Here is a 25972-nt window from a genome sequence, read left to right as displayed (position 1 = left end):
ATCGACAGTGAGGAACACACGATGACCCGCATGCTGCTCATGGGCCCTCCCGGTTCCGGCAAGGGCACCCAGGCCACTCGGATCGCCGACAAGCTGGGGATCGTCCCGATCTCCACCGGTGACATCTTCCGCCACAACGTGAAGTCGATGACGCCGCTCGGCGTCGAGGCCAAGAAGTACATCGACAACGGCGACTTCGTCCCCGATGAGGTCACGAACCGCATGGTCGCGGACCGCATCGCCCAGGCCGATGCGGAGCACGGTTTCCTGTTGGACGGCTACCCGCGCACGAAGGGCCAGGTCGAGGCGCTGGACGCCATGCTCGCCGAGTCCGGCCTGTCGCTGTCCGCCGTCGTCGAGCTGGAGGTGCCCGACGAGGAGCTCGTGGAGCGTCTGCTCAAGCGTGCCGAGATCGAGGGCCGCGCGGACGACACCCAGGAGGTCATCGAGCACCGCCTGGACCTGTACCACCGCGAGACCGAGTCCGTCATCCAGGAGTACGTGGAGCGCGGCATCGTCGCCCGCGTGGACGGCACCGGGCAGATCGACGACGTCACCGAGCGCCTGCTGCAGGCCGTGTACTCCGTGCGCGCCGCCACGGGCTCCCTGCCCGTGATCCAGCCGGGCGCGGAGTCCTGACCCCGTGATCGGCCGCCGCTCGCTCGAGCTCAAGACCGCCCCCCAGCTGCAGGCCATGCAGCGCGCGGGGGTGGTCCTGTCCGAGGCCCTGGACGCCACGTTGGCTGCGGCCGCGCCGGGCGTCACCACCGCGGAGCTGGACGCCGTGTTCGCGGGCGTGCTGGCCGAACGCGGTGCGACCTCCAACTTCTTGGGCTACTACGACTTCCCGGCCTCGATCTGCACCTCGGTCAACGACGAGGTCGTGCACGGCATCCCCGGGGACCGGGTCCTGCAGACCGGCGACGTGCTCAAGGTCGACGGGGGCGCGATCGTGGATGGCTGGCACGCCGACTCGGCCCGCACGGTGATCCTGGGCTCCTCCGAGGCCGGCACCGCAGACCCGGCCGACGAGCGCCTCTCGGCGATCACGCGGGAGGCACTCTGGGTCGGCATCGCGGCCTTCGCCTCCGCCACCCACGTCGGGGACATCGGGGACGCCATCGACGACTTCGTCTCCGCGCAGCCGGGTGAGGAGCTCGGCATCCTCGAGGAGTACGTGGGGCACGGCATCGGCTCGGCCATGCACCTGCCGCCGGACGTGTTCAACTACCGCACCGGCCACCAGGGGCCCAAGATCCGCCCCGGTCTGGCGCTCGCCATCGAGCCGATGCTGGTGCGCGGCTCCATCGACACCAAGGTGCTCGAGGACGACTGGACCGTGGTGACCCTCGACGGCGCCCGCGCGAGCCAGTGGGAGCACTCGGTCTGTCGGCATGACGGCGGCCTGTGGGTGCTCACCGCGCCCGACGGCGGCGCCTCCGAGCTCGCCCGGTTCGGCGTGGTCCCGGTTCCGCCGGGGGAGTGAGGGGGCCTGATCTGCCGGCCGTCCGTCCCGCCCGTCCGGCGGGCCGGGCGGCCGTCGTCGTCCGTGCTGGTTCTCAGACCGAGAATGCGGTATCATCGAACGTTGTTCGTGTGCGCGCACTCGTGTGCGCCCGCGAGCAGACCCGTTCCCGCCCCCTGACCGGCCCTCCGTGGCCGTGACCGGGGCATGACGATTGTGGAGGACATGGCTAAGAAGGAAGGTGTCATCGAGGTCGAGGGCACGGTGTCGGAGGCATTGCCGAACGCGATGTTCCGGGTCCGTCTGCAGAACGAGCACGTCGTGCTCGCCACGATCTCCGGAAAGATGCGTCAGCACTACATCCGCATCCTCCCCGAGGATCGCGTCGTGGTGGAGCTTAGCCCGTACGACCTCAACCGGGGTCGGATCGTGTACCGATACAAGTAAGAACCCCCGTCCAAGCGAGCGCAGGAGGAAGAGCCGTGAAGGTTCAGCCGAGCGTGAAGCGGATTTGTGACAAGTGCCAGGTCGTGCGCCGTAAGGGCCGCGTGCTGGTGATCTGCTCGAACCCGCGCCACAAGCAGCGCCAGGGCTGATCGCCTCCCCGGGAGCCCGGGGAGCGACGCCGTCGCGTTGACCACACCACCCACCGGCCATCAGGCCGAACAGCAGGGACAGCGGTCCACCCCGTGAGGGGAGGGCCCCCACCTCCGGCCGCAGGGGCCGGAGACCGACGACGGCGGACGCCCGCCGCGGAGCACGCCGGATCTTCCCCGGCGCCGCGACGACGGGTCCGCGTGGCCGAGTGCCGCGTCGTACGGGACGTCCCTGGTGCAGACCCCTGCTGCAGAAGAACAGGAGGACGGCCACATGGCTCGTCTTGCAGGCGTTGACATTCCGCGCGAGAAGCGCGTGATCATCGCACTCACGTACATCTACGGTGTGGGCAAGACCCGCGCTGAGGAGACCCTCGCCGCCACGGGCATCGACCCGAACGTCCGCGTGAAGGACCTCTCCGACGAGCAGCTGGTGCAGCTGCGCGACCACATCGAGGGCAACTACAAGGTGGAGGGCGACCTCCGCCGCGAGGTGGCCGCCGACATCCGTCGCAAGGTGGAGATCGGCTCCTACGAGGGCCTGCGCCATCGCCGCGGTCTGCCGGTGCGCGGCCAGCGCACGAAGACCAACGCCCGTACCCGCAAGGGCCCCAAGAAGACGGTCGCCGGCAAGAAGAAGTGATCCTGCACCGGCGGTGACCGCGTCCACGTCCGGACGCCCCGCCTGCAGCATCAGCACCAGCAGCTTTCCCGGAGGAGAATCACATGCCCCCCAAGACTCGCGCATCGGCTGCCCGCAAGCCGCGTCGCAAGGCCAACAAGAACATCACCGTGGGCCAGGCCCACATCAAGAGCACGTTCAACAACACCATCGTGTCCATCACGGACACCACGGGTGCCGTCATCTCCTGGGCCTCGTCCGGCGAGGTCGGCTTCAAGGGATCGCGCAAGTCGACCCCGTACGCCGCGCAGATGGCCGCCGAGCAGGCCGCCAAGCGTGCGCAGGAGCACGGCATGAAGAAGGTGGACGTCTTCGTGAAGGGTCCGGGCTCGGGCCGCGAGACCGCCATCCGCTCCCTGCAGGCCGCCGGCCTCGAGGTGGGGTCCATCCAGGACGTCACCCCCATGGCCCACAACGGCGCTCGCCCGGCGAAGCGCCGCCGCGTCTGACCTGAGCGCTGTGTCCGCGTCCGTCCCCGCCCGGGGCGGGCGCGGACAGGTCTGCGGACCTGCCCCCACCCCGTCCTCGTTTCCACCCACCGCGTGCGTCATATGGCGGACGCTCGCCGAAAGGAAATGTCCGTGCTCATTGCACAGCGCCCCACGCTGACCGAAGAGGTCGTCTCCGACCGTCGTTCCCGGTTCGTCATCGAGCCCCTGGAGCCCGGCTTCGGCTACACCCTCGGCAACTCCCTGCGCCGCACTCTGCTCTCGTCGATCCCCGGTGCTGCCGTGACCAGCATCCGCGTGGACGGCGTGCTGCACGAGTTCAGCTCCGTCAACGGAGTCAAGGAGGATGTCACCGAGATCATCCTCAACATCAAGAAGCTCTCCGTCTCCTCGGAGAACGACGAGCCCGTGGTGGCCTACCTGCGCAAGCAGGGGGCCGGCGTCGTCACCGCCGCGGACATCACCGCGCCGGCCGGCGTCGAGATCCACAACCCGGACCTGCACATCGCGACCCTGAACGCGAAGGGCAAGTTCGACATGGAGCTGACCATCGAGCGCGGTCGCGGCTACGTGACCGCCGCCCAGAACAAGTCCGCGGACGCGGAGATCGGCCGTATCCCGGTCGACTCCATCTACTCGCCGGTCCTCAAGGTGACCTTCAAGGTCGAGGCCACCCGTGTGGAGCAGCGCACCGACTTCGACCGTCTGATCCTGGACGTGGAGACCAAGGAGAACATGCTGCCGCGTGACGCGGTGGCCTCTGCCGGCTCCACCCTGGTCGAGCTGTTCGGCCTGGCCCGCTCGCTCAACGTCGAGGCCGAGGGCATCGACCTGGGTGACGAGCCCGAGGTCGTCGAGGGCTCCGCCGACCTGGCCCAGCCGATCGAGGAGCTCGAGCTCACCGTGCGCTCGTACAACTGCCTCAAGCGCGAGGGCATCCACACCGTGGGCGAGCTCGTGGGCCGTTCCGAGGCCGACCTGATGGACATCCGCAACTTCGGCGCGAAGTCCATCGACGAGGTCAAGGAGAAGCTCCAGGAGCTGGGCCTGTCCCTCAAGGACTCGCCGGCCGGCTACGACCCGCAGGCGCACGCGCGCCAGATGGACGACGACCCGTTCTCGGACTTCTGAGCCGATTCCGCACCACCTGACATCTTCGACCCGACGCCGCAGCCGGCTGAAGGGTCCCACCCGAGGAGAAACACCATGCCTACCCCCACCAAGGGTCCGCGTCTGGGCGGCAGCCCGGCCCACGAGCGCATCATGCTGGCGAACATGTCCGCCCAGCTGTTCGAGCACAAGTCGATCACCACGACGCTCACCCGCGCCAAGCGCCTGCGCCCGTACGCCGAGCGCCTGATCACCTTCGCCAAGAAGGGCGATCTGCCGGCCCGCCGCAAGGTGCAGGGTCTCATCGCCGCCAAGAACCGCACTAACAAGGCGGTCGTGCACGAGCTGTTCACCGTGATCGGCCCGGCGATGGCCGAGCGCAACGGCGGCTACACCCGCATCACCAAGATCGGCAACCGCCAGGGCGACAACGCGCCCATGGCCGTGATCGAGCTGATCATGGACCCGATCTCCGGCAAGCAGGCCGTGGTGCGTGAGGCCGAGCAGGCCGCCGCGTCCGCGCCGGCCGCGCCGGCCGAGTCCACCCCGGTGGAGGCCGTCGACCCGGCCGCCACCGAGGAGGTCACCGTGGCCGAGTCGCAGGAGGCCGCCGCCGAGATCGACGGCGCCGTGCCCACCAACGAGGACGGCTCGGCTCCGGCCGAGGCCACCATCAAGGGCAACGCCAGCTCGAAGAAGTACCACGTCCCCGGCTCGCGCTGGTACGACCAGACCACCGCCGAGGTCTGGTTCTCCACCGTCGAGGAGGCCAAGGCCGCGGGCTTCGAGCCCGCCGGTGGCGAGGCCGCCCAGAAGATGGCCTGACGCCATCGCGTGAGTCCGCGTCCGTCCCCGTGACGACGCCCCGGCGAGGGCCGTCCACCACCCGGTGGGCGGCCCTTCGCCGTCCCCGGCCCCGCCCCGACCCGCTTGAGGAGCAGCATGAGCGAGCAGCACCGCCCGGACGTCCCGCCGGCACCCGGGGATCCCGCATCCGTGCGAGTCCGCCTGGACCTGGCCTACGACGGCGGCGCCTTCCACGGCTGGGCTCGCCAGCCCGGTCTCGACTCGGTCCAGGGTGCGCTGGAGGACGGGCTCGAGCGGATCCTGCGCCGGCCCGTGCGCACGGTGGTCGCCGGCCGCACCGACGCGGGGGTGCACGCGCGCGGCCAGGTCGTCCACCTCGACCTGACCGAGACGGAGTGGGCGGGCCTGACCCGCGGCCGGCCCGGCCTGGAGCCGGCCACCTCCCTCACCCGCCGCCTCGGCGGGGTGCTCTCCGGGTGGGGCGGGGCCGTCGTCGTGCACGGGGCGCGGCGGGCTCCCGCGGGCTTCGACGCGCGGTTCAGCGCGCTGTGGCGCGAGTACGAGTATCGGATCGACGACGCTCCCACCGCGCGTGATCCGCGCACGCGGGGCTTCACCCACTGGCACGGCGCCGCCCTGGACGATCGCCTCATGGCCCTGGAGGCCGACGCCGTCCTCGGACTGCACGACTTCCTGTCCTTCTGCCGGCCCCGCGAGGGCGCCACGACCATCCGCGAGGTCCAGCACCTGGAGGTGCGACGCGATGAGGACGGCGTCGTGGGCATCCGGATCCGGGCCGACGCGTTCTGCCACAACATGGTCCGGGCGATCGTCGGGGCGCTGCTGCAGGTGGGGGAGGGGGCCCGCGAGCCCGGCTGGCTCGCGCACCGGGTGGCGAGGCCGGCCCGCGACTCCGAGGTGCGCCTCGCCCCGCCCGGGGGGCTGACGCTGCTCGCCGTCGGCTATCCCGACGAGGCGGAGGAGCTGCGCCGGCGCGCCGAGGGCACCCGGGCGAAGCGGACCCTGTGAGCCGGGGTCGCCCGCGGCGGCGGCTTTTGGCTCCGGGGCCCGCGTTCGGTAGGATGGGTGGACGTTGCGCATGCCCGCACCCGGATGCGTCGTGCCGCGAGTGGCTCAGTTGCATGGCCTTCAGCTCGCGCCGCACCCCCGGGGCATCGGGCCCGGACGCCTTCCAGCCCTCACCTGGGGGACCGGCGCGCACGGAGAACTGACAGCGCGAGCGCGCCGGAATCACGACCCGGCGGGCAGGTGCTGTGGACCACCACCGACCCTGAAGGCAGACAACGTGCGTACGTACTCTCCCAAGCCTGGTGACGCCGACCGTCAGTGGCACATCATCGATGCCACCGACGTCGTCCTCGGCCGCCTGGCCTCCCACACCGCCGCCCTCCTGCGCGGCAAGCACAAGCCGACGTTCGCCCCCCACATGGACATGGGCGACTACGTCATCATCGTGAACGCCGAGAAGGTCGCCCTCACCGGCGCCAAGCTCGAGAAGAAGCGCGCCTACCGCCACTCGGGCTACCCGGGCGGCCTGAAGTCGCAGTCCTACGCCGAGCTGCTCGAGACCAACCCGGTCCGCGCCGTGGAGAAGGCCGTCAAGGGCATGCTCCCGAAGAACTCGCTGGCCGCCCAGCAGCTCTCCAAGCTGAAGGTGTACAAGGGCGCCGAGCACCCGCACACCGCCCAGCAGCCCCAGACCTTCGAGATCGGCCAGGTCGCCCAGTGACCCCGGCGGGCCACTGACGCAGACCTTCCCTGAGGAGAACCATGAGCATCAACGAGAACGACGACGTGGAGCTGACGAGCTACACCTCTGAGTCCACCGCCACCGCCGAGGCCCCCGTCGCCTCCGAGCGCCCGGCCCTGACCGTGCCCGGCTCCGCCGTCGGCCGCCGCAAGGAGGCCGTGGCCCGCGTGCGCCTCGTCCCCGGCTCCGGCCAGTGGACCATCAACGGTCGCGCCCTGGAGAACTACTTCCCGAACAAGCTGCACCAGCAGGAGGTCTCCGACCCCTTCACGCTGCTGGAGCTGACCGGCGCCTACGACGTGATCGCCCGCATCCACGGCGGCGGTCCCTCCGGCCAGGCCGGTGCGCTGCGCCTGGGCATCTCCCGCGCCCTCAACGAGATCGACCGCGAGCACAACCGCCCGGCGCTCAAGAAGGCCGGCTTCCTGACCCGTGACGCCCGCGTCATCGAGCGCAAGAAGGCCGGCCTCAAGAAGGCCCGCAAGGCCTCGCAGTTCTCGAAGCGCTGATCCTGCGCCGCACGGTGTCCCCACCGTGCCCCCGCCGACGCCCCGTCCCGCTCCTCACGAGCGGGGCGGGGCGTTCGCCGTCTCCGTGGGCCGGCGGCACCTGACCCAGAGGCAAAACGATGACGCATGGCGACGACGCCTGACGGGCCGCTCGCCCGTCCGGTGCGCGGTCCGGTCGAAGACACCCTCAGGAGCCGCCGTGGCCGAGAACATGAGTCCTACGCCTGACCCCGCACCCGTGGCGAGCACGGCGTGGAGCACGCCGCGCAGGACCCCTTCGCCGTGACCCGTGACGACGCCGCCGAGGTGGACGAGATCCGGGAGCTCGGCCGCACGCTCGGCGGGGAGAAGAAGACCCCACCCCGGACCCGCAGGCCTGGCGTGAGGGCTACCCGTACAAGCCCAAGCTCAGCCTCAAGAGCGACGAGCGACGCAAGCGTGAGCTGCAGATCGAGCTGCTGAAGATGCAGCTCTGGGTCAAGCAGACCGGCCAGAAGGTCCTGATCATCGTCGAGGGCCGCGACGCCGCCGGCAAGGGCGGCGCCATCAAGCGCTTCAACGAGCACCTCAACCCCCGCGGCGCCCGGACCGTGACCCTGGAGAAGCCCACGGAGGAGGCCCCGCAGTGGTACTTCCAGCGCTACATCCAGCACCTCGAGTTCATGCGCGAGACCCCTGAGCTGGAGCGCATGCTCGTCAACTCCGGCGTGCACATCATCAAGTTCTGGTTCTCCGTGTCCCAGCGTGAGCAGCTCAATCGCTTCGCCGCGCGGGAGACCGACCCCGTGCGTCGCTGGAAGCTCTCGCCCACCGACCTGGCCTCCCTGGACAAGTGGGACGACTCCACGAACGCGAAGGAGGCCATGTTCTTCTACACGCACACGGCCGACGCCCCGTGGACCGTCGTGAAGTCGAACGACGAGAAGCGCGCCCGCCTCGAGGCCATCCGCCATGTGCGGCACACGCTGCCCTACCCGGACAAGGACGAGCGCATCGTCCACCGCCCCGCCCCGCAGGTCTGCGGCCCGGCCAACGAGCTGGCCGAGTACGGGGAGGTCTTCGGCGGATCGTTCCCGCGCGTGCGCTGACCGGGCCGCACACGACGGCGCCCCTCATCTTCCGGTGAGGGGCGCCGTCGTGTGCGGGGCGGGTGCGGGTTCAGCCGCGCTCCTCCTCCAGGTACTCCGGGGTGACGTGTGCGTCGTCGAAGAGGTTGTCCGCCCCGAAGTCCTCCGAGACGTGGTACTCGCCCGAGGCCAGGGAGAGGCGGACGTCCTCGCGCAGGATCGGCAGCTTGGCGTAGAACGCGTCGCCGCAGCAGCTGGTGGCGGTGACGTCGCGGTGGCCGATGATGCGGGACGGCGGCAGCTCGTACTGCTGGCAGATGTAGGCGGCGAGCGGCACCAGGCCGGCGTAGAGGCTCTGCGGCGGCGGGTTGAGCATGTACAGCCCCTCGCACTCGATGCCGAGCGCATACGCGTTGAAACCGAGCGCGTGGACGCCGAGCATGAACGTCTGTCCGCCCTCGAGCGCGTGCCGGGAGCCGTGGCGGCCCTCCATCGCGAAGCCGCCGCGGGAGACGGTGAAGTGCTGCCCGGTGTCGCCCCAGTCGTTCGCGGAGCCCATGTGCGCGTTCTGGATCACCTGCGCGATGCTCTCCGCCGCCTCCCGGGAGCCGTCCGTGACGTTCGGAGTGGTGGTGTGGTGGATCACCAGGTAGGAGGGGCGCTCGTTCAGGGTCTGCAGGTAGTAGTTGGGCTGCATGGCGCCCCACTGCGCGGTGGTGATGATGTCCGGGGCGGGCAGGCGGGTGGCCTGCTCGTCGCCCTCCGAGCTCTGCTCGGCCTGCTCATCACGCCCGCAGCCGGCCACGCCGGCGGCGATCGCCAGGCCCGTGCCGCCCAGCACGCTGCGGCGCGTCCAGGAACGGGAGGGCGGGGGCGGGGTCACGTCGGGCATGGATCGAGGTCCTTCGGGTTCGGGGCGGGGCCTCCCGGGCGGGTGTGAGCGGACGGGCGCGCGGCCGCGGGGGCTCGACCGGTTCGATGCTACCGCCCCCCGGCCCGTTTCGTGACCCTCCCGTGATGCAGGCCGCAGGGGTGGCCCCTACACTGACTGATCATGTCGAGATTGTTCGGAACCGATGGCGTCCGTGGCCTGGCCAACGAGACCCTCACCGTGGAGTTGTCCGTCCAGCTGGCCCAGGCCGCCTCGCCCGTCCTCGGCGCGGAGGCCTTCGACGCCGGCCGACGCCCGGTCGCCGTCGTGGCCCGGGACCCGCGCATCAGCGGTGAGTTCATCGCGGCCGCCGTGCAGGCGGGCCTGGCGTCCTCCGGCGTGGACGTGTGGGATGCGGGTGTGCTGCCGACCCCCGCCGCCGCCTATCTCGTGGGGGACCTGGACGCCGACTTCGGTGTGATGATCTCCGCCTCCCACAACCCGGCCCCGGACAACGGCATCAAGTTCCTCGCGCGCGGCGGCGAGAAGCTGACCGACGCGCAGGAGGACGAGATCATCCGTCACCTCGAGGGCGTGACGCCGCGGCGGCCCCAGGGCGCGGACGTGGGCCGCGTGCGCGTCTTCGCGGATGCCGAGGACCGCTACGTCCTCCACCTCCTGCAGACCCTCCCGCACCGGCTGGACGGGCTCAAGGTCGTCCTGGACTGCGCACACGGCGCGGCCGCCGGCTGCTCGCCCGAGGCGTTCCGCGCCGCCGGCGCGGAGGTCGTGGTGATCGGCGCGTCCCCGGACGGGCTCAACATCAACGACGGCTACGGCTCCACCCACCTCGAGAAGCTCCAGGCGGCCGTGCGCGAGCACGGCGCGGACCTGGGCATCGCGCACGACGGCGACGCCGACCGGTGCCTCGCCGTGGACGAGCGCGGCGAGGTCGTCGACGGCGACCAGATCATGGGCGTCATGGCCGTGGCCCTCAAGGACCGCGGCGTCCTGCGGGATGACACCCTGGTCGTGACCGTCATGTCCAACCTGGGCCTGAAGCTGGCCATGGGCCGGGAGGGCGTCCAGCTCGTCGAGACCCAGGTGGGCGACCGCTACGTCCTGGCCGGCATGAAGCTCGGCGACTACTCGCTCGGCGGCGAGCAGTCCGGCCACGTGATCTTCTCGGACCACGCCACCACCGGTGACGGTGTCCTCACCGGCCTGCAGCTCGCCTCGCGCGTCGCCGAGACCGGCACCCCGCTCTCCGAGCTGGCCGCGGTGATGGACCGGCTGCCCCAGGTCCTCGTGAACGTGCGCGGCGTGGACAAGTCCCGCGCCGCCGAGGACGAGGCCGTCCAGGCGGCGGTGGCCGAGGCGGAGGCCCGCCTCGGCGAGACCGGCCGCGTGCTGCTGCGCCCGTCGGGCACGGAGCCGGTCGTGCGCGTCATGGTCGAGGCCCCGGACGAGGAGACCGCCGGCCGGGAGGCCCAGGTGCTGGCCGACGTCGTGCAGCGCGAGCTGCGCCTGCACGACTGACCGGACCGATGACGTCGGACGCGGCCCCCCGGCCCCGCCGCTGGACCCTGTTCGCGGGGCTGCTCGCGGGGCTGGCGGTCCTGTGGTCGGCCGCGTTCCTCGCCGTGGACGCGCCCGTGTGCGCGCGGCAGAGCGCCCCCGTGGAGTGGTTGCCGTGCCTGGATCCGGACCGGCAGGACTCGGAGGTCGCCCCGGACGCCGGGTCCAGCGCGGACCGGACGACGTCGCGGCCCTGAGGGCACGGCCCCCGCGCTGCCGAGGGCATGAAGGAAGGGCCCGGGGCGACTCGTGTGAGTCGTCCCGGGCCCTTCGGCGTCGGACAGGGGGAGATCAGAGGGTGGTGGTCCCGGAGGTGGGGCCGCCGCGGCGCTCGGCGAGCAGGTCGCGGATCTCGGTGAGCACGGCGACGTCGGCGGCCACCTCCTCCTCGGCGGGGTCGATGCCGAGGCGGCGGTTGCGGGCCTCGATCATCTTGTTCATCGGCATCACGATGGCGAAGTACACGGCCGCGGCGATGAGCAGGAAGTTGACGATCGCGGTGAGCAGCACGCCGAACTTCACGTCGTTGCCGTTGACCGTCAGCACGGCGAACGAGTCGAAGTTCGGCGAGCCCACGGCGGCGGCGATGAGCGGCATGAGGACCGCCTCGACGAGCGCGTTCACGATCTTGCCGAAGGCGGCGCCGATGATGACGGCGACGGCAAGGTCGAGGACGTTGCCCTTCATGATGAAGTCTTTGAATCCCTGGAGCATGGGGAGAATCCCACGTGTCACGAAGGCGGCGCGGTACACCGTCGAGCGAGTCGTGCGTCTCAGTCCGCGTAGTCCGGCGCCGGCGGCAGACCCCGCGCGGTCTCGAGGACGCCGCCGGCCGCCTCGACCCGGGCCGCCTCCGCGGACCCGACGTAGCGCAGATGCCAGGGCTCGTGGGCGAAGCCCGTCACGTCCTCGGCTCCGGCGGGATAGCGGATGACGAACCCGTACTCGGCGGCGTGCGCGGCCACCCAACGGCCCGCGGCGGTGTCGCCGAAGCACGCTTCCAGGTCACACGCGGGGGTCGCGGCGTCGCCCACGTCCCAGGCCAGGCCGGTCTGGTGCTCGGAGTACCCCGGACGAGCGGAGACGCGGTCGGCCTCGGCGTGGCCCAGCTCGTCGACCCAGTGGCCGTACGTCCGGACCTGGTAGTCGTACGAGCGGTAGGCGCTCAGGGTGGTGAGGCGGTGACCCGCCGCCGCGGCGGCATCCAGCAGGTCACCGGCCGCCGTCGCGGCCTCCGCCCGCAGGGGCAGCTCGCTGCCGGGCACGGCCACCAGATCCGAGGGCGCCCAGTCGGGCGGGGCCACGGGGCGGGTCTTGTTCACGACGACGTCGAGGGCGGCCGGGTCGGCGTGCGTGCCCGACGACGGCGCCGTGCTCGAGGCGGCGCGGGACGACGCGGCCGCGCTCGAGGAGCCGGAAGCCGGCGTCGCCGAGGACGGGCCCGCGGCGGGCGTGCCGCAACCGGCCACGAGCAGCGCGAGCGCGGCCAGCGCGGCGAGAGGGAGGGTGCGACGCATGGATCAGACCTTCCTCAGCAGCACGCGGGTCACCTCGTGTTGCGCGTTCTTCGTGAGCACCAGCCGGGCGCGCCCGCGGGTCGGGCGCACGTTCTGCTCGAGGTTCGGGCCGTTGATGGAGTCCCAGATGGACTCGGCCGTCGCCTGAGCCTCGGCGTCCGACAGGGAGGAGTACCGGTGGAAGTAGCTGCGCGGGTCGGCGAAGGCCCCCGAGCGCAGACCCATGAACCGGTCGATGTACCAGGACCGGATCCAGGACGCGCGCGCGTCCACGTACACCGAGAAGTCGAAGAAGTCGGAGACGGAGAGCCCGGCGGTGCCGTCGGCCCGGGTGCGCGGCGGGGCCAGCACGTTGAGTCCCTCCACGATCAGCACGTCGGGACGGTGCACCACCTGTTCCTCGCCCGGCACGATGTCGTAGGTGATGTGCGAGTACACGGGCGCGCGCACCTCCTGCGCCCCGGACTTGACGTCCGCCATGAAGCGCAGCAGCGCGCGGCGGTCGTAGGACTCGGGGAAGCCCTTGCGGGACATGATGCCGCGCTCGTGCAGCACCGCGTTGGGGTGCAGGAAGCCGTCCGTGGTGACCAGCTCGACGCGCGGTGTGGTCGGCCAGCGGCGCAGCATCTCCTGGAGCACGCGCGCCGTCGTCGACTTGCCGACGGCGACCGACCCGGCCACCCCGATCACGTACGGGGTGCGCCCCGTCCGCTCGCCGAGGAACGCGTTGGTCGCGCTGCGCAGGGCCGCGGAGGCCTCCACGTTGATGCTCAGCAGGCGCGAGAGCGGAAGGTAGACCTCGGCAACCTCGCGCAGGGACAGATGCTCGCCGAGGCCGCGCAGACGCTCCACGTCCGCCTGGTCGAAGGGCTGCGCCATCTCCGAGGCGAGACGGGCCCAGGTCTGGCGGTCCAGCTCCACGAAGGGGGAGCGCTGGTGGCCGTCGGGCACGGCGTCCGCGGGCTCCTCGGGGCCCACGAGGGGCAGCTCGGAGGTCGGGGGGGTGTAGGTCACCCGATCCATTATGGCCGCGGCCCGCCCGGAGCGGGCCCCCGCGTGACGTCACAGGGCCCGGATAGGATCGGCCCATGCGCGTTCTCGTGACCGGCGGTGCCGGATACCTCGGATCCCACACCGTGCTCACGCTGCTCGAGGCGGGCCACGACGTCCTCGTCCTGGACAGCCTGGTCACGGCGACGACGACGTCGCTGGAGCGCGTCGCCGAGCTCGCCGGAACGCGTCTGGGCGGGTCGCGGCTGCGCCTGCACGTGGCCGACATCCGCCGCCCCGAGGACTACCGCGGGGCGCTCGCGGACTTCGGCCCGGCCGCACTCGTGCACTTCGCCGGGCTGAAGTCGCCCACCGAGTCGATGACCCGCCCCGCCGCCTACTACGACGTGAACGTGGGCGGCACGGCCGCCGTCGCCGAGGCCGCGCTCGCGGCCGGCGCCCGCACGGTCCTGTTCTCCTCCTCCGCGACCGTGTACGGCGACCGCGCGCCGGTGCCGGTCGCCGAGGACGCCGCCACAGACCCGGTCTCGCCCTACGGGCACTCCAAGCTCATGGCGGAGCAGGTGCTGCGCGACGTCTGCGCCACGGTCGACGGCGGCGGGCTGGCGATGCTGCGCTACTTCAACCCGGTCGGCGCGCATCCCTCCGGGCGGCTGGGCGAGGACCCGAGCGGGGTGCCGGCGAACCTCATGCCCTTCGTGGCGCGGGTGGCCTCCGGCGCGTACCCCGAGCTGCGGGTGTTCGGCGCGGACTTCGACACGCGCGACGGGAGCGCCGTGCGCGACTTCATCCACGTGATGGACCTCGCGGAGGCGCACGTGGCCGGGCTCGAATGGCTCGCGGCCCGCGTGGCGACCGGGGGCGGTACGACGACCCGGGTCTGGAACATCGGCCGGGGCGAGGGCGTCACCGTGTTCGAGATGGTGCGCGCCTTCGAGGCGGTCACGGGCGGCCGCATCCCCTACCGCGTGGTCGAGCGCCGGCCCGGGGACATCGCCGAGTCGTGCGCCGCCGTGGACGCGATCGGCGCCGAGGTGGGCTGGCACGCCCGGCGCGATGTGACCGCGATGGTGCGGGACCTCTGGGCCTGGCAGGAGGCCAATCCCGCGGGGTTCTCGTCCCGGACGGAGTGAGCCGGCCCGCCGTGCGCGGAAGACGGGTCCGGCCCGGTATTCTCATGCGCATGTGCGGAATCGTCGGATACATCGGCCAGCCCCAGTCGGATCGTGAGCACGGCGCTCTCGACGTCCTGATGGAGGGCCTGCGCCGTCTCGAATACCGCGGATACGACTCCGCCGGTGTGGCCGTGGTGGACGGCGGTCAGCTGTACCACCGGAAGAAGGCGGGCAAGCTCGCCAACCTCGCCGAGGAGCTCGCCGAGCACCCCATCCCCACCGGCCTCGTCGGCATCGGCCACACCCGGTGGGCCACCCACGGCGGCCCCACCGACCGCAACGCCCACCCGCAGGTGGCGGACGAGGGCCGCCTGGCGCTGATCCACAACGGCATCATCGAGAACTACGCCGAGCTGCGCGAGGAGCTGCTCGCCAAGGGCGTCGAGTTCCTCTCCGAGACGGACACCGAGGTGGCCGCCCACCTCCTCGCCGACGTCTACCGGAACGCGGCCGGCCAGGACCTGACCCGCGCCATGCAGCTGGCCTCCCAGCGCCTCGAGGGCGCCTTCACCCTGCTGGCCGTGCACGTGGACCACCCGGACCGCGTGGTGGCCTCGCGCCGCAACTCGCCGCTCGTCGTCGGCCTGGGCGAGGGGGAGAACTTCCTCGGCTCGGACGTCTCCGGCTTCATCGACTTCACCCGCGAGGCCATCGAGCTCGAGCAGGACCAGGTCGTGACGATCACGGCCGACGCCGTCGAGATCTCGGACTTCCGGGGCGGCCCCGCCGACGGCAAGCGCTTCACCGTGGACTGGGACGCCTCGGCCGCGGAGAAGGGCGGCTTCGAGACCTTCATGGAGAAGGAGATCCACGACCAGCCCCAGGCCGTGCAGGACACCCTGCTGGGCCGCACGGACGCCGCCGGCGCCCTGATGCTGGACGAGCTGCGGATCGACCCCGAGGAGCTCAAGGCCGTCGACAAGATCATCGTCCTGGCGTGCGGCACGTCCGCCTACGCGGGCACGGTGGCCAAGTACGCCATCGAGCATTGGTGCCGGATCCCCGTGGAGGTGGAGCTCTCCCACGAGTTCCGCTACCGCGACCCGATCATCGACCCGCACACCCTCGTGGTGTCCATCTCCCAGTCCGGCGAGACCATGGACACCCTCATGGCGGTCCGCTACGCCAAGGAGCAGGGCGCCCGCACCGTGTCCATCTGCAACACCAACGGCTCCACGATCCCGCGCGAGTCGGACGCCGTGCTCTACACGCACGCCGGCCCGGAGATCGCCGTCGCCTCCACCAAGGCGTTCCTGGCGCAGATCACCGCCGCCTACCTGCTGGGCCTGTACCTGGCCCAGCTGAACAAGAAGCTGTTCAGCGGCCAGATCAAGGACATCCTGGCGGACCTCGGGGCGATCCCCGGCAAGATCGAGGAGATCCTCGCCGGCAAGGACCAGGTCAAGGAGCTCGCCCGCTCGATGGCCGACGCCACCTCCGTCCTGTTCCTCGGCCGCAACGTCGGCTACCCGGTGGCCATGGAGGGCGCGCTCAAGCTCAAGGAGCTCGCCTACATCCACGCCGAGGGCTTCGCCGCGGGCGAGCTCAAGCACGGCCCGATCGCCCTGATCGACGACGGCCAGCCGGTCTTCGTGGTCATGCCCTCGCCCCTGGACCGTCACTCGCTGCACGCCAAGGTGGTCTCGAACATCCAGGAGGTCCGCGCCCGCGGCGCCCGCACCTTCGCCGTCGCCGAGCGCGGCGACGCGGCCGTGCGCGGCCAGGCCGAGGTCGTCTTCGAGGTCCCCGAGACCCAGCCGATGCTCATGCCGCTGCTGACCACGGTCCCGCTGCAGATCTTCGCCCTCGAGCTCGCCACGGCGAAGGGCTACGACGTGGACCAGCCGCGCAACCTCGCCAAGTCCGTCACGGTGGAGTGATCCGCTCCGGCTGAACGACGACGGCGCCCGCCCCCTCTCCGGGGACGGGCGCCGTCCGCTTTCTGGGTTCCTGCCCCCGGCGCCCGGGTCCCCGTCGCTGTGGCGTCGCGGGCTAGAGTGTGACCACACCCGCCTGGGTGACCGCCGTCACACTTCTCGAAAGGACGCCTCGATGCGCCCCACCCGCCGCCAGTTCGCCCAGGGCATGGCCGTCGGTCTCGCCGGCCTCGTGCTGCCCCCCGCCGTCGCCTCCTCCGCCGTCGCCGCCCCGCAGGGTCCGAACCCGCGCTCCGGCCGCGGCCTGGACGAACGGGCGATCCAGGACGCCCTCGACGCCGTCGTGCAGTGGCCTGCCGTCGGCGCCGTCTGCTCCGTGGTGGGCCCGGCCGGCCGCTTCGACACCGCCTCCGGCACCCGCGGCCTGCACGCGAACGCCCCGGCGCGGGCGAACTCCGTGGCCCGGATCGCCTCGGTCACCAAGGGCATGGTCGCCACCGTCGCCCTGCAGGAGGTCGAGCACGGCACCCTGTCCTTGGACTCCACGATCGGCGACGTCCTCCCGGGCCTGTGGCCTGACATCGAGGACCGGGTCACCCTCTCGATGCTCCTGAACCACACCTCCGGCATGCCGGACGCCATCTGGGTGATCATGCGCGGCCAGTCCCTCTTCGAGCTGGACTTCGACGAGCTCGCGGACGTCGTCTCCCGCTCCTACGGCCAGCGTGAGCTCGTCGAGCTGGCGAAGCAGGCCGACTGGTGGTTCGAGCCCGGCACCGACTACGGCTACTCCAACACGGGCTACGTCGTGGTGGAGATGATGGTCGAGGCCGTCACCGGTCGCCGGATGCCCGAGCTCATCCGGGACCGCGTCTTCCGCCCGGCCGGCATGCACCGCACCCGCCTCGAGCACGGCACCCTCGTCCGCGGCGCGGAGATGCAGGACGCGGCCGTGCGTCCGCACGAGGCCAAGGCCCTCGAGACCATCGATCAGTCGATCTTCGCCTCCGCCGCCGCGGTGAACACCACCGCCGCGGACGTCACCCGCTTCTATCAGGCCCTCATGCGGGGCGAGCTGGTCTCGCAGCAGACCGTGGACCTCATGGTCACCCCCGTCGGCCCGGCCGCCCAGGCCGGCTACGGCTACGGCCTGTTCCTGGTCGCGGACCCGGCGCCGGAGCACGCCGGCGAGGTGCTGGTCGGCCACGACGGCGCCGGCTTCGGCTCCGTCTCCCTGGCCCTGTGCTCCCGCGCCGGCGAGCGTGCGTTCGCGTTCACCTACATCGGCCGGCCGTACTGGCAGGAGGGCTGGGACGAGGTGTTCGCGAAGGAGCTGGCGCTGATGCGCACCGCGTTCGTGGTCAATGCCGCAGACGCCCCGGCCTCCCGCGACCGCCTGGTCCGCGGCGGCGCAGCCGCCTCGCGCCGTGCCGTGGCGGACATGGCCGCCCGCGGAGCCCGACTCGTCTGAGCGGATCGACGTCCCGGCATGGTGTCTGCCCGCGCCAGTAGACTCCCCGAGGAGGCCCGCCGCACCCGGCGGGCCGCACGACGAGACCCCGGAGAGTCATGCACACAGTGGAGATCGGCCAGCCGTACCCCCTCGGGGCCACCGTGGACGAGACCGGCACCAACTTCGCCCTCGCGGTCTCCCGCGAGGTGGAGGCGGTCGAGCTGTGCCTCGTCGCCGACGACGGCACGGAGACGCGCATCCCTCTCGAGGAGCGGCACGGCACCACATGGCACGCCCACGTGGCGGGCATCGGCCACGGGCAGCGCTACGGCTACCGCGTGCACGGCCCCTGGGACCCCGCCCGCGGCCTGTGGCACAACCCGGCCAAGATCCTCGTGGACCCGTACGCGCGGGCGTTCACCGGCGACTACGAGTGGGGCCAGCAGCACCACTCGTACGACTTCGACGAGCCGGACCGCATCGACACCTCGGACAACCTGGGCACGAGCATGCTCGGCGTCGTCGTCGCCGAGGACTTCGACTGGGGCGATGACGCCCCACCCGCCGTCGAGCTCACGGACACGGTGATCTACGAGACCCACGTCAAGGGCATGACCAAGCTGCACCCCGCCGTCCCCGAGGAGCTGCGCGGCACCTACGCGGGCATGGCCCACCCGGAGGTGGTCCGCCACCTGACCGAGCTCGGGGTGACCGCCGTCGAGCTGATGCCCGTGCACCAGTTCGTCAACGACGCCACCCTGCAGGAGAAGGGGCTGAGCAACTACTGGGGCTACAACACGCTCGGCTTCTTCGCCCCGCACGCCGCCTACGCCTCCTCCTCGGAGGTGGGCGGCCAGGTCCGCGAGTTCAAGCAGATGGTGAAGGACCTGCACGCCGCTGGTCTCGAGGTGATCCTCGACGTGGTCTACAACCACACGGCCGAGGGCAACGACAAGGGCCCCATGCTCAGCCTGCGCGGGCTGGACAACGCCGGCTACTACCACCTCGTCGAGGGCGACGAGCGGCACTACATGGACTACACGGGCACCGGGAACTCGGTGGACCTCTCCAGCCCCAAGGCCCTCCAGCTGGTCATGGACTCCCTGCGCTACTGGGTCACCGAGATGCACGTGGACGGCTTCCGGTTCGACCTGGCCACCACCCTCACCCGGGTGGAGGGGGAGCAGGGCCCGGACATGTTCTCCGGGTTCTTCGACGTGGTCCGCCAGGACCCGGTGCTGCGCACCGTCAAGCTCATCGCCGAGCCGTGGGACGTGGGCTGGGGCGGCTACCAGGTGGGCAACTTCCCCGGCCTCTGGTCCGAGTGGAACGGCATGTACCGGGACGCGGTACGCGACTTCTGGCGCGGCGAGCCCGGCACCCTCGGCGAGTTCGCCACCCGCCTGACCGGCTCGGCCGACCTCTATGAGGGGGACGGGCGCGGCCCCGGTGCGTCCGTGAACTTCGTCACGGCCCACGACGGCTTCACGCTGCGCGACCTCGTCTCCTACAACGAGAAGCACAACGAGGCCAACGGCGAGGACAACAACGACGGCGAGGCGCACAACCGCTCGTGGAACTGCGGCGTGGAGGGGGAGACCGACGACCCCGAGGTCGTGACGCTCCGCGCCCGCCAGCGCCGCAACTTCCTGGCCACCCTGCTGATCAGCCAGGGCGTGCCCATGATCAGCCACGGCGACGAGCTGGGCCGCACCCAGGGCGGCAACAACAACGTCTACTGCCAGGACAACGAGATCTCGTGGATCGACTGGTCCGCCATGGACGACTCGCTCGTGGCGTTCACCCGCGACCTGATCGCGCTGCGCCGTGACCACGCGGTGTTCCGCCGTCGCCACCACTTCGACGGTCGCCCCGCGGCCCGCGACATCGAGGCGCCCCTGCCGGACATCGTGTGGCTCGAGCCGGACGCGACCGCCAAGACGGAGGACGACTGGGGCGCCGAGGCCCGGTCGATCGGCTTCTACCTCAACGGGCACACGCTCCCCCGCGGGGACGAGGAAGGGGAGGAGCCCTACCGGGACTTCTACGTCCTCATGAACGCGTGGTGGGAGCCCGTGCCGTACACCCTGCCCGGGCCCACGTTCCCGGCCGAGTGGGAGGTCGTCGTGGACACCTCGTCCCACGTCGCCCCGAGCGGCTCGCACCCCCGCGTGCGTGCCGGGGACGTGCTTGAGCTCCCGGCCCGCTCCACCGTCGTGCTGCGGCAGGTCCCCGAGGGCGCATGAACGAGCGGGTCGACCGGGGGCGCGTCCGCCGTGGCCTGCCGCGGTGGGCGCGGGCCCTCTGCGCCACCGTGGCGACCCTGGCGGCGCTGGGACTGGCCTTCGGCGCGGGATGGGCCACGCACGCCGTGACGGACCCGCACCCGGACGACGCACCGCGCGTGGACGCCCTCCTCGTCCTCTACAGCCAGCCCCGCGTCTACGACGCCGCGATCGAGCTCGCCGCGTCCGGTGTCACCGACCGGCTCTTCGTCTCCGCGTACCTGGGGCCGGACGGGCACGAGAAGCTGTGCGGCGGCCCGGAGGAGCGCGACCCGCGGCTGGAAGGCGTCACCGTCGAGTGCTTCGCGCCCGATCCGGTGACCACCCAGGGCGAGGTCGTCCACGCGGCCGACCGCATGCGCGAGCTGGGCCTGCACCACCTGGGCGTGCTCACCTTCCACCAGCACGTGGAGCGTGCGCGGCTGCTGGCGGAGCGGTGCCTCACACTCGAGGAGGGCCGTGTGTCCCTGTACGCGTTCGACGCCGGCTTCGACCGGCTCGGCCGCCTGCAGCACGGCGTCTACGGCGTGCTGGCCTACGGGAAGGCGATGCTCACGCCGGGCTGCGACCAGCAGCTGCCCGGCGTGCTGCAGTGGCCGCTCGACCTGGCCAAGCGACTGCGCGGGCAGCCCGTCGGGGACGAGGCCGGCGCCGTCGTCGTGGGCGCCCGGCGGGCGGGGGCGGCGTGATCGTCGGCGTGGGGGTGGACGTGGTGGACGTCCCGCGGTTCCGGGCGCAGCTCGAGCGCACCCCGGCGCTGCGCGCACGCCTGTTCACCGAGGACGAGCGGGACCTGCCGCTGCGCTCGCTGGCCGCGCGCTTCGCCGCCAAGGAGGCGATCGCCAAGGCCATGGGCGCCCCGCCCGGGATGATGTGGCACCACTGCTGGATCCCGCGCCCGGACCACGGCGACGGCCGCCCCACCGTGCACCTGACCGGCACCGTGCAGGCCCAGGCCGAGGCCCTGGGCATCACCCACTGGCACCTCTCCCTCAGCCATGACGGGGACGTCGCCACCGCCTACGTGGTCGCCGAACGCCGCGCGGCCGAGGAGGAGTCCGCATGACCGCCGATGACCTGACCCGCATCGCCGTGACCGGCTCGGCCGTGCGCACGGCCGAGGAGCCCCTGCTCGCGGCCGGGCGCGGCCCGGAGCTGATGCGCGCCGCCGCCTGGGCCCTGGCCGAGCACGCCGCCGCCCTGCTGCGTGAGCGCGGCCCCGTGGCCGGGGCGACCGTGGCCGCCCTCGTCGGCCCCGGCAACAACGGCGGGGACGCGCTGTTCGCCCTCGCCTTCCTGCGCCGCCGGGGCGTGGCCGCGGTCGCCGTGCCCGTCCGCCGGGACGACGACGGCGCCCCGCGCTGGCACGCCGAGGGCTGGGCTGCGCTGCGGGCGGCCGGGGGACGACGTGCCGACGCGGTGCCGCCCGAGGCCGCGCTCGTGGTGGACGGCGTGCTCGGCACGGGCTTCACCGGCGAGTATGAGCTGCCCGCCGCGGCGCGCGCCCTGCCGGCGGACGCGCTCGTGCTGGCGTGCGACGTGCCCTCCGGTGTGGACGCGGACACCGGCGAGGTGCGGGGGGAGGCCCTGTCCGCGGACGCGACCGTGACGTTCGGCGCCCTCAAGTCCGGCCTCGTCCTCGGGGAGGGGGCCGCGCGCGCGGGCGTCGTGCACGTGGTGGACATCGGGCTGGGACCGCACCTGCCGACGTCGCCGGCCACGCGGCTGGGCGTGATGGACGAGGCCGCCGCACGGGCCGCCCACCCGGCCCCCGCGGCCGAGGCCCACAAGTACACGCGCGGCGTGGTGGCCGTCGTCGCCGGATCGGAGCGCTACCCGGGGGCCGCCGTGCTCGCGAGCGCGGGCGCGCTGCAGGCGGGCGCGGGCATGGTGCACCACGCCGGCCCGCAGACCACCCGGGACCTGGTGCTCGCCGCCCACCCCGAGGCGCTGGTCTCGGCGGAGGGGCCCGAGCCGTCGCGCGCGGACGCCTGGGTGGCCGGTCCCGGCCTGGACACCGAGCACGACGCGCGGCGGCGCTGGGCCGGCGTCCTCGCCGCGCTCGAGGAACGGCCGGAGGCGGCCCTGGTCGCCGACGCCTCGGCCCTGGACCTGGTCACCGCCGCCGAGCTGCGGTCGCTGCGCGCGGCCGGCACGCCCGTGGTCCTGACGCCGCACGCCGGGGAGTGGTCCCGGCTGCGCGAGCGCGTCCCCGCGGACGGCGACGACGCCGCCGACCCGCTCGCGGCGCTGCGGGCGTGGACCGCTGCGCACGGGGCCACCGTCCTGCTCAAGGGCCCGCGCACCCTCGTGGTCGCCCCGGACGGCGAGGCGTGGGTCGTGACCGGCGGCGGGCCCGAACTCGCGATGGGCGGCACCGGCGACGTGCTCTCCGGGGCGATCGGTGCCGTCCTGGCCGCGGACGTGGCGCGGCGCTCGCGGGCGCGCCGGGCCGGGGAGGATCCCGGCCCGGCGCCCACGGCCCGGCTCGCGGCCGCCGCCGCCTGGCTGCATGCCCAGGCCGGGGCCGGCCAGGCCCGCGCCGGGCGGATCACCACGGCCACGCTGCCGACCGCGCTGGGCGCGCGCGTCGCGCGCCTGTGGTGGCCGGACGACGCCGAGCCGGAGGCCGTCCGATGAGCCGCGCCGACGTCGACCCGGCGGACACCGAGCGCGCCGCACGCATCGACCTGGCGGCCGTCCGGCACAACGTGGGCGTGCTGCGGGAGCGGATCCGGCGCCCCGACGGCAGCCGGCCGCTGCTGACCGCCGTCGTCAAGGCCGACGCCTACGGCCACGGCGCGGTGGCCGTCGCCCGTGCTGCCGCGGCCGCCGGCGCGGACCGGCTCGGGGTGGCCCACGTGCGCGAGGCCCTGGCCCTGCGCGCGGCGGGGGTGCCCCTGCCCGTGCTCGCGTGGCTGCACACCGGGGCCACGGACTTCGCCGCCGCGGTGGAGGCGGAGGTGACCCTCGGCGTCTCGGGCTGGGACCTGGACGCCGTCGCCGACGCCGTCCGCGGGCTGCGGGCCCGTGGCGGGGCCGGACCCGAGGCCCGCGCGGTCCTGCATCTGAAGGCGGACACCGGCCTGGGCCGCCACGGCTGCACGCCCGAGCGGTGGCCCGCCTTCGTGGCGCATGCCGCCGAGCTCGAGGCCGCGGGCCTCGTGCGGGTGGAGGGCGTGTTCTCCCACCTCGGCGTGGCGGACGAGCCGGACCGGGCCGCCGAGACCACGGCGCAGCTGCTGCGGTTCGAACGGATGGCCGCCGAGGCCGCCGAGACGCTCGGCCACCCGCTGCTGCGCCACCTGGCCAACACGCCCGCCGCCCTCGCCCGGCCGGACACGCACCTGGACATGGTGCGCGTCGGCCTGGGCCTGTACGGGCTCTCCCCGTTCGCGGACGTCACCGCCGCCGAGTTCGGACTGCGCCCGGCCATGTCCCTCGTCACCGTCCTGGCCAACGTCAAGGCAGTCCCCGCCGGGCAGGGCGTGTCCTACGGATTCCGCCACGTCACGGCGGAGCCCACCACCCTCGGGCTCGTGCCCGTCGGCTACGCCGACGGCGTCCCGCGCGTCGTCGAGGGCACGCGCGTCCAGGTCGGCGGCCGGACCGTCCCCGTGGTGGGCCGCATCGCGATGGACCAGTTCGTGGTGGACCTCGGCCCGGACGCCGCGGACGCGCCCGGCGACGCCGTCGAGCTGTTCGGACCGGCCTCCGGCATTCCGGTGGAGGAGTGGGCCGCGGCCGCCGGGACGATCAACTACGAGCTGGTGACCCGCATCGGAGGCCGCGTGGACCAGCAGCACGTGGACCCCACGTCGACCCAGGAGGCCCGCCCATGAGCGACCACGAGTTCCCCGCCCCCGGCCCGACCCTGCCCGAGCCCGTGCTGACGGCGACGGTCCCGCTCGAGGGCGCCGACGGTACCCGGGCGTTCGGCCGCGCCCTCGCCGGGGTGCTCCGCGCCGGCGACGTGCTGATCCTCACGGGCGACCTCGGCGCGGGCAAGACGACCTTCACCCAGGGGCTGGCCAGCGGATTCGGCGTGGCCTCCGGCGTGGTCTCGCCGACGTTCGTCCTCTCCCGCGTCCACCCCGCCCCGGCCGACGCCCCGGCGGGCACCCCGGACCTCGTGCACGTGGACGCGTACCGGCTGCGCTCGGCGGGGGAGCTCACGGACCTCGACCTGGACGCGAGCGTGGACCGCTCCGTGACCGTCGTCGAGTGGGGCCGGGGCATGGCCGAGTCCCTCGCCGGGTTCCCCGAGGACCCGGACGCCTCGTGGCTGGACATCGAGATCGTCCGGGCCCGCGGGGGTGAGGACGCTCCCGCGGCCCCGGCGGGGGAGGGCGACGACGGCATCGTCACCGACTTCTCCGACGAGGACGGAGGCCAGGCCGATGAGCTGCGCTCGGCCGTCGTGACCGGCCGCGGCCCGCGCTGGGCCGGCGTCGTGCTTCCGTAGACTGGCCGCCATGGCCCTGCTCCTCGCGATCGACTCCTCCGCCGCCGCCTCCGTCGCCGTCCTGCGGGACGGTGAGGAGCTCGCGCGCTGGGCCACGGACGACACCCACGCCCACGCCGAGGTGCTCGCCCCCGCGGTGCAGACCGTGCTCGGCGAGGCCGGCGTCACCGGCACCGCGCTGGACGCGCTCGCGGTCGGCGTCGGCCCCGGACCCTTCACGGGACTGCGCGCGGGCCTGGCGACGGCGGCCGCCCTCGGCCTGGCCTGGGACGTGCCCGTGCACGGGGTCCGCAGCCTCGACGCGCTCGCCCACACGGCCGGCGTCGACGCCTTCCGCCACGGGATCGAGGAGTTCGTGGTCGCCACGGACGCCCGCCGCCGCGAGGTCTACTGGGCCCACTACGCGCAGGTCGGCGGGCAGCCGACCCTGCTGCACGGCCCCTTCGTCTCGCCGGCGGACGAGGTCACCCCGCTGCCTGTCTACGGCGCGGGGGCCGGGCTCTACCCCGAGGCGCTGCGCGCGGTGCCGGACTGGGAGACGGCCACGCCGTCCGCCGTCGGGGTGGGGCAGGTGGCCGAGCTCGCCCTGCGGCGCGGCCGCGGCCTCGTGCCCGCCGAGCCGCTCTACCTGCGCGAGTCCGACGCCCAGGTCCCCGGCCCCCGCAAGCGGGCGGGCGCGTGAGCCCGGCCGAGCCGGCCCCGACCGACGACGGGCGCCCCGCCGAGGACGAGCACGGGCTGCCGCCCGGGTACCTGCTGCGCCCCATGACTGTGTGGGACATCCCCGAGGTGCTCGCCCACGAGGCCACGCTCTTCCCGCTCGACGCCTGGCCCGCGCACTTCTACGAGGAGGAGCTCGCCCAGACCGGCCCCGCCGGTGGACGGGACGCGCACGGCCGCCCGCCCACCCGGGACTACCGCGTGGTCGTCCGCGATGTGGCCGCGCCCGGCTCCGCGGACGACGACGGCCCCGCCCCCGGCGAGATCGTCGGCTACGGCGGGATCATGGTGGTCGGCGACGTCGCCGACGTGCAGACCGTGGGCACGGTCGCGGCGGCGCAGGGGCGGGGGATCGGAGCGGCCCAGCTGCGCTGGATGGCCGCGGAGGCCGCGGCGCGCGGTGCGAGCTCGCTCATGCTCGAGGTCCGGGCCTCCAACGCCGCCGCCCGGCGGGTCTACGCGCGCCACGGATTCCAGGAGCTGCATGTGCGCCGCCACTACTACCCGGGCGGCGAGGACGCCGTGATCATGCGCAAGGCCCTGTGACCCGTCCGCTCACTAGAC

The 25972-nt window shown here is 73.0% G+C and carries 28 protein-coding genes and 1 pseudogene; 25 read left to right on the top strand and 4 right to left on the bottom strand.

All coding sequences use genetic code 11. The features are described from left to right. Positions 1-21 precede the first annotated feature (21 nt). The 12 genes and pseudogenes from ACFI33_RS01300 (at position 22) to ACFI33_RS01245 (ending at position 8477) form a co-directional block, all read left to right on the top strand. The gene (locus ACFI33_RS01300) at positions 22-639 is read left to right on the top strand and encodes an adenylate kinase (RefSeq protein WP_127434965.1); all 618 of its coding nucleotides are present in this window, start codon (positions 22-24) and stop codon (positions 637-639) included. A gap of 4 nt (positions 640-643) precedes the next feature. After that, positions 644-1486, top strand: coding sequence for a type I methionyl aminopeptidase (gene map / locus ACFI33_RS01295; protein ID WP_127434964.1), 843 nt, complete (start codon positions 644-646; stop codon positions 1484-1486). A 204-nt stretch (positions 1487-1690) separates the two neighbouring features. After that, positions 1691-1912 (top strand): translation initiation factor IF-1, encoded by a 222-nt coding sequence (infA, locus tag ACFI33_RS01290; protein ID WP_010080397.1) that lies wholly within the window; start codon positions 1691-1693, stop codon positions 1910-1912. A 35-nt stretch (positions 1913-1947) separates the two neighbouring features. Continuing rightward, positions 1948-2061, top strand: coding sequence for a 50S ribosomal protein L36 (gene rpmJ / locus ACFI33_RS01285; RefSeq protein ID WP_002857509.1), 114 nt, complete (start codon positions 1948-1950; stop codon positions 2059-2061). 274 nt (positions 2062-2335) lie between these two features. Beyond that, entirely contained in the window at positions 2336-2704 is a 369-nt protein-coding gene (gene rpsM, locus ACFI33_RS01280; RefSeq protein WP_073116801.1) for a 30S ribosomal protein S13, read from the top strand. 83 nt (positions 2705-2787) lie between these two features. Continuing rightward, on the top strand, positions 2788-3192 hold the full coding sequence (rpsK, locus tag ACFI33_RS01275) for a 30S ribosomal protein S11 (protein ID WP_002857513.1): 405 nt from the start codon (positions 2788-2790) through the stop codon (positions 3190-3192). Positions 3193-3324: 132 nt separating this feature from the next. Next, complete coding sequence (locus ACFI33_RS01270; protein WP_063188724.1) at positions 3325-4323, top strand: DNA-directed RNA polymerase subunit alpha; 999 nt, start codon at positions 3325-3327, stop codon at positions 4321-4323. A gap of 75 nt (positions 4324-4398) precedes the next feature. After that, positions 4399-5127 (top strand): 50S ribosomal protein L17, sunset domain variant, encoded by a 729-nt coding sequence (gene rplQ, locus ACFI33_RS01265; protein ID WP_041103274.1) that lies wholly within the window; start codon positions 4399-4401, stop codon positions 5125-5127. Positions 5128-5244: 117 nt separating this feature from the next. Next, positions 5245-6138: a tRNA pseudouridine synthase A gene (locus ACFI33_RS01260; RefSeq protein WP_063188719.1), complete on the top strand. Its 894-nt coding sequence runs from the start codon at positions 5245-5247 to the stop codon at positions 6136-6138. A 277-nt stretch (positions 6139-6415) separates the two neighbouring features. Continuing rightward, the gene (rplM, locus tag ACFI33_RS01255) at positions 6416-6859 is read left to right on the top strand and encodes a 50S ribosomal protein L13 (protein WP_036337972.1); all 444 of its coding nucleotides are present in this window, start codon (positions 6416-6418) and stop codon (positions 6857-6859) included. Positions 6860-6900: 41 nt separating this feature from the next. Then, positions 6901-7389 (top strand): 30S ribosomal protein S9, encoded by a 489-nt coding sequence (rpsI, locus tag ACFI33_RS01250; protein WP_002857521.1) that lies wholly within the window; start codon positions 6901-6903, stop codon positions 7387-7389. A 252-nt stretch (positions 7390-7641) separates the two neighbouring features. Further along, positions 7642-8477: pseudogene (locus tag ACFI33_RS01245) on the top strand (polyphosphate kinase 2 family protein). 70 nt (positions 8478-8547) lie between these two features. On the opposite strand, the gene ACFI33_RS01240 reads toward ACFI33_RS01245, so the two are convergent. Further along, positions 8548-9348 (bottom strand): peptidoglycan recognition protein family protein, encoded by an 801-nt coding sequence (locus tag ACFI33_RS01240; RefSeq protein WP_063190069.1) that lies wholly within the window; start codon positions 9346-9348, stop codon positions 8548-8550. A gap of 162 nt (positions 9349-9510) precedes the next feature. Between ACFI33_RS01240 and glmM the strand changes: the two genes are divergently transcribed. Then, entirely contained in the window at positions 9511-10866 is a 1356-nt protein-coding gene (gene glmM, locus ACFI33_RS01235; RefSeq protein ID WP_029248315.1) for a phosphoglucosamine mutase, read from the top strand. A gap of 8 nt (positions 10867-10874) precedes the next feature. Next, complete coding sequence (locus ACFI33_RS01230; protein ID WP_010080407.1) at positions 10875-11102, top strand: hypothetical protein; 228 nt, start codon at positions 10875-10877, stop codon at positions 11100-11102. Positions 11103-11196: 94 nt separating this feature from the next. On the opposite strand, the gene mscL is transcribed toward ACFI33_RS01230, so the two are convergent. From mscL to coaA, 3 genes are read right to left on the bottom strand one after another with little or no spacing between them, the layout of a single operon-like run. After that, positions 11197-11619: a large conductance mechanosensitive channel protein MscL gene (gene mscL / locus ACFI33_RS01225; protein ID WP_044659423.1), complete on the bottom strand. Its 423-nt coding sequence runs from the start codon at positions 11617-11619 to the stop codon at positions 11197-11199. A 59-nt stretch (positions 11620-11678) separates the two neighbouring features. Beyond that, complete coding sequence (locus ACFI33_RS01220) at positions 11679-12422, bottom strand: M15 family metallopeptidase (RefSeq protein ID WP_336575238.1); 744 nt, start codon at positions 12420-12422, stop codon at positions 11679-11681. Positions 12423-12425: 3 nt separating this feature from the next. Continuing rightward, positions 12426-13436 (bottom strand): type I pantothenate kinase, encoded by a 1011-nt coding sequence (gene coaA / locus ACFI33_RS01215; protein WP_044659424.1) that lies wholly within the window; start codon positions 13434-13436, stop codon positions 12426-12428. 74 nt (positions 13437-13510) lie between these two features. Between coaA and galE the strand changes: the two genes are divergently transcribed. The 11 genes from galE (at position 13511) to ACFI33_RS01160 (ending at position 25954) form a co-directional block, all read left to right on the top strand. Continuing rightward, positions 13511-14566, top strand: coding sequence for a UDP-glucose 4-epimerase GalE (gene galE / locus ACFI33_RS01210; protein ID WP_049146067.1), 1056 nt, complete (start codon positions 13511-13513; stop codon positions 14564-14566). 50 nt (positions 14567-14616) lie between these two features. Continuing rightward, positions 14617-16488, top strand: a complete 1872-nt coding sequence (glmS, locus tag ACFI33_RS01205; protein WP_095353614.1) for a glutamine--fructose-6-phosphate transaminase (isomerizing) — start codon at positions 14617-14619, stop codon at positions 16486-16488. Positions 16489-16660: 172 nt separating this feature from the next. Continuing rightward, positions 16661-17956, top strand: coding sequence for a serine hydrolase domain-containing protein (locus tag ACFI33_RS01200; protein ID WP_127435216.1), 1296 nt, complete (start codon positions 16661-16663; stop codon positions 17954-17956). Between the two features lie 98 nt (positions 17957-18054). Further along, positions 18055-20184, top strand: coding sequence for a glycogen debranching protein GlgX (gene glgX, locus ACFI33_RS01195; protein WP_060973418.1), 2130 nt, complete (start codon positions 18055-18057; stop codon positions 20182-20184). Next, a complete protein-coding gene (locus ACFI33_RS01190; protein ID WP_127445839.1) occupies positions 20181-20912 on the top strand; it encodes a hypothetical protein in 732 nt (243 codons plus the stop codon). The genes glgX and ACFI33_RS01190 overlap by 4 nt, the downstream gene beginning before the upstream one ends. Next, entirely contained in the window at positions 20909-21289 is a 381-nt protein-coding gene (locus tag ACFI33_RS01185) for a holo-ACP synthase (RefSeq protein ID WP_010080417.1), read from the top strand. The genes ACFI33_RS01190 and ACFI33_RS01185 overlap by 4 nt, the downstream gene beginning before the upstream one ends. Beyond that, positions 21286-22863 (top strand): NAD(P)H-hydrate dehydratase, encoded by a 1578-nt coding sequence (locus ACFI33_RS01180; protein WP_336575239.1) that lies wholly within the window; start codon positions 21286-21288, stop codon positions 22861-22863. Before ACFI33_RS01185 ends, ACFI33_RS01180 begins: the two co-directional genes overlap by 4 nt. Then, on the top strand, positions 22860-24065 hold the full coding sequence (alr, locus tag ACFI33_RS01175; RefSeq protein ID WP_336575240.1) for an alanine racemase: 1206 nt from the start codon (positions 22860-22862) through the stop codon (positions 24063-24065). Before ACFI33_RS01180 ends, alr begins: the two co-directional genes overlap by 4 nt. Continuing rightward, complete coding sequence (tsaE, locus tag ACFI33_RS01170; RefSeq protein WP_127435640.1) at positions 24062-24688, top strand: tRNA (adenosine(37)-N6)-threonylcarbamoyltransferase complex ATPase subunit type 1 TsaE; 627 nt, start codon at positions 24062-24064, stop codon at positions 24686-24688. The genes alr and tsaE overlap by 4 nt, the downstream gene beginning before the upstream one ends. 10 nt (positions 24689-24698) lie before the next feature. After that, positions 24699-25370, top strand: coding sequence for a tRNA (adenosine(37)-N6)-threonylcarbamoyltransferase complex dimerization subunit type 1 TsaB (tsaB, locus tag ACFI33_RS01165; RefSeq protein ID WP_336575241.1), 672 nt, complete (start codon positions 24699-24701; stop codon positions 25368-25370). Continuing rightward, a complete protein-coding gene (locus ACFI33_RS01160; RefSeq protein WP_462623664.1) occupies positions 25367-25954 on the top strand; it encodes a GNAT family N-acetyltransferase in 588 nt (195 codons plus the stop codon). Before tsaB ends, ACFI33_RS01160 begins: the two co-directional genes overlap by 4 nt. Positions 25955-25972 lie beyond the last annotated feature (18 nt).

Source organism: Micrococcus sp. PSi08 (assembly GCF_054960655.1).
Note: the sequence above shows the minus strand (reverse complement) of the source record. Positions and strands in the feature narration are given on the sequence as shown.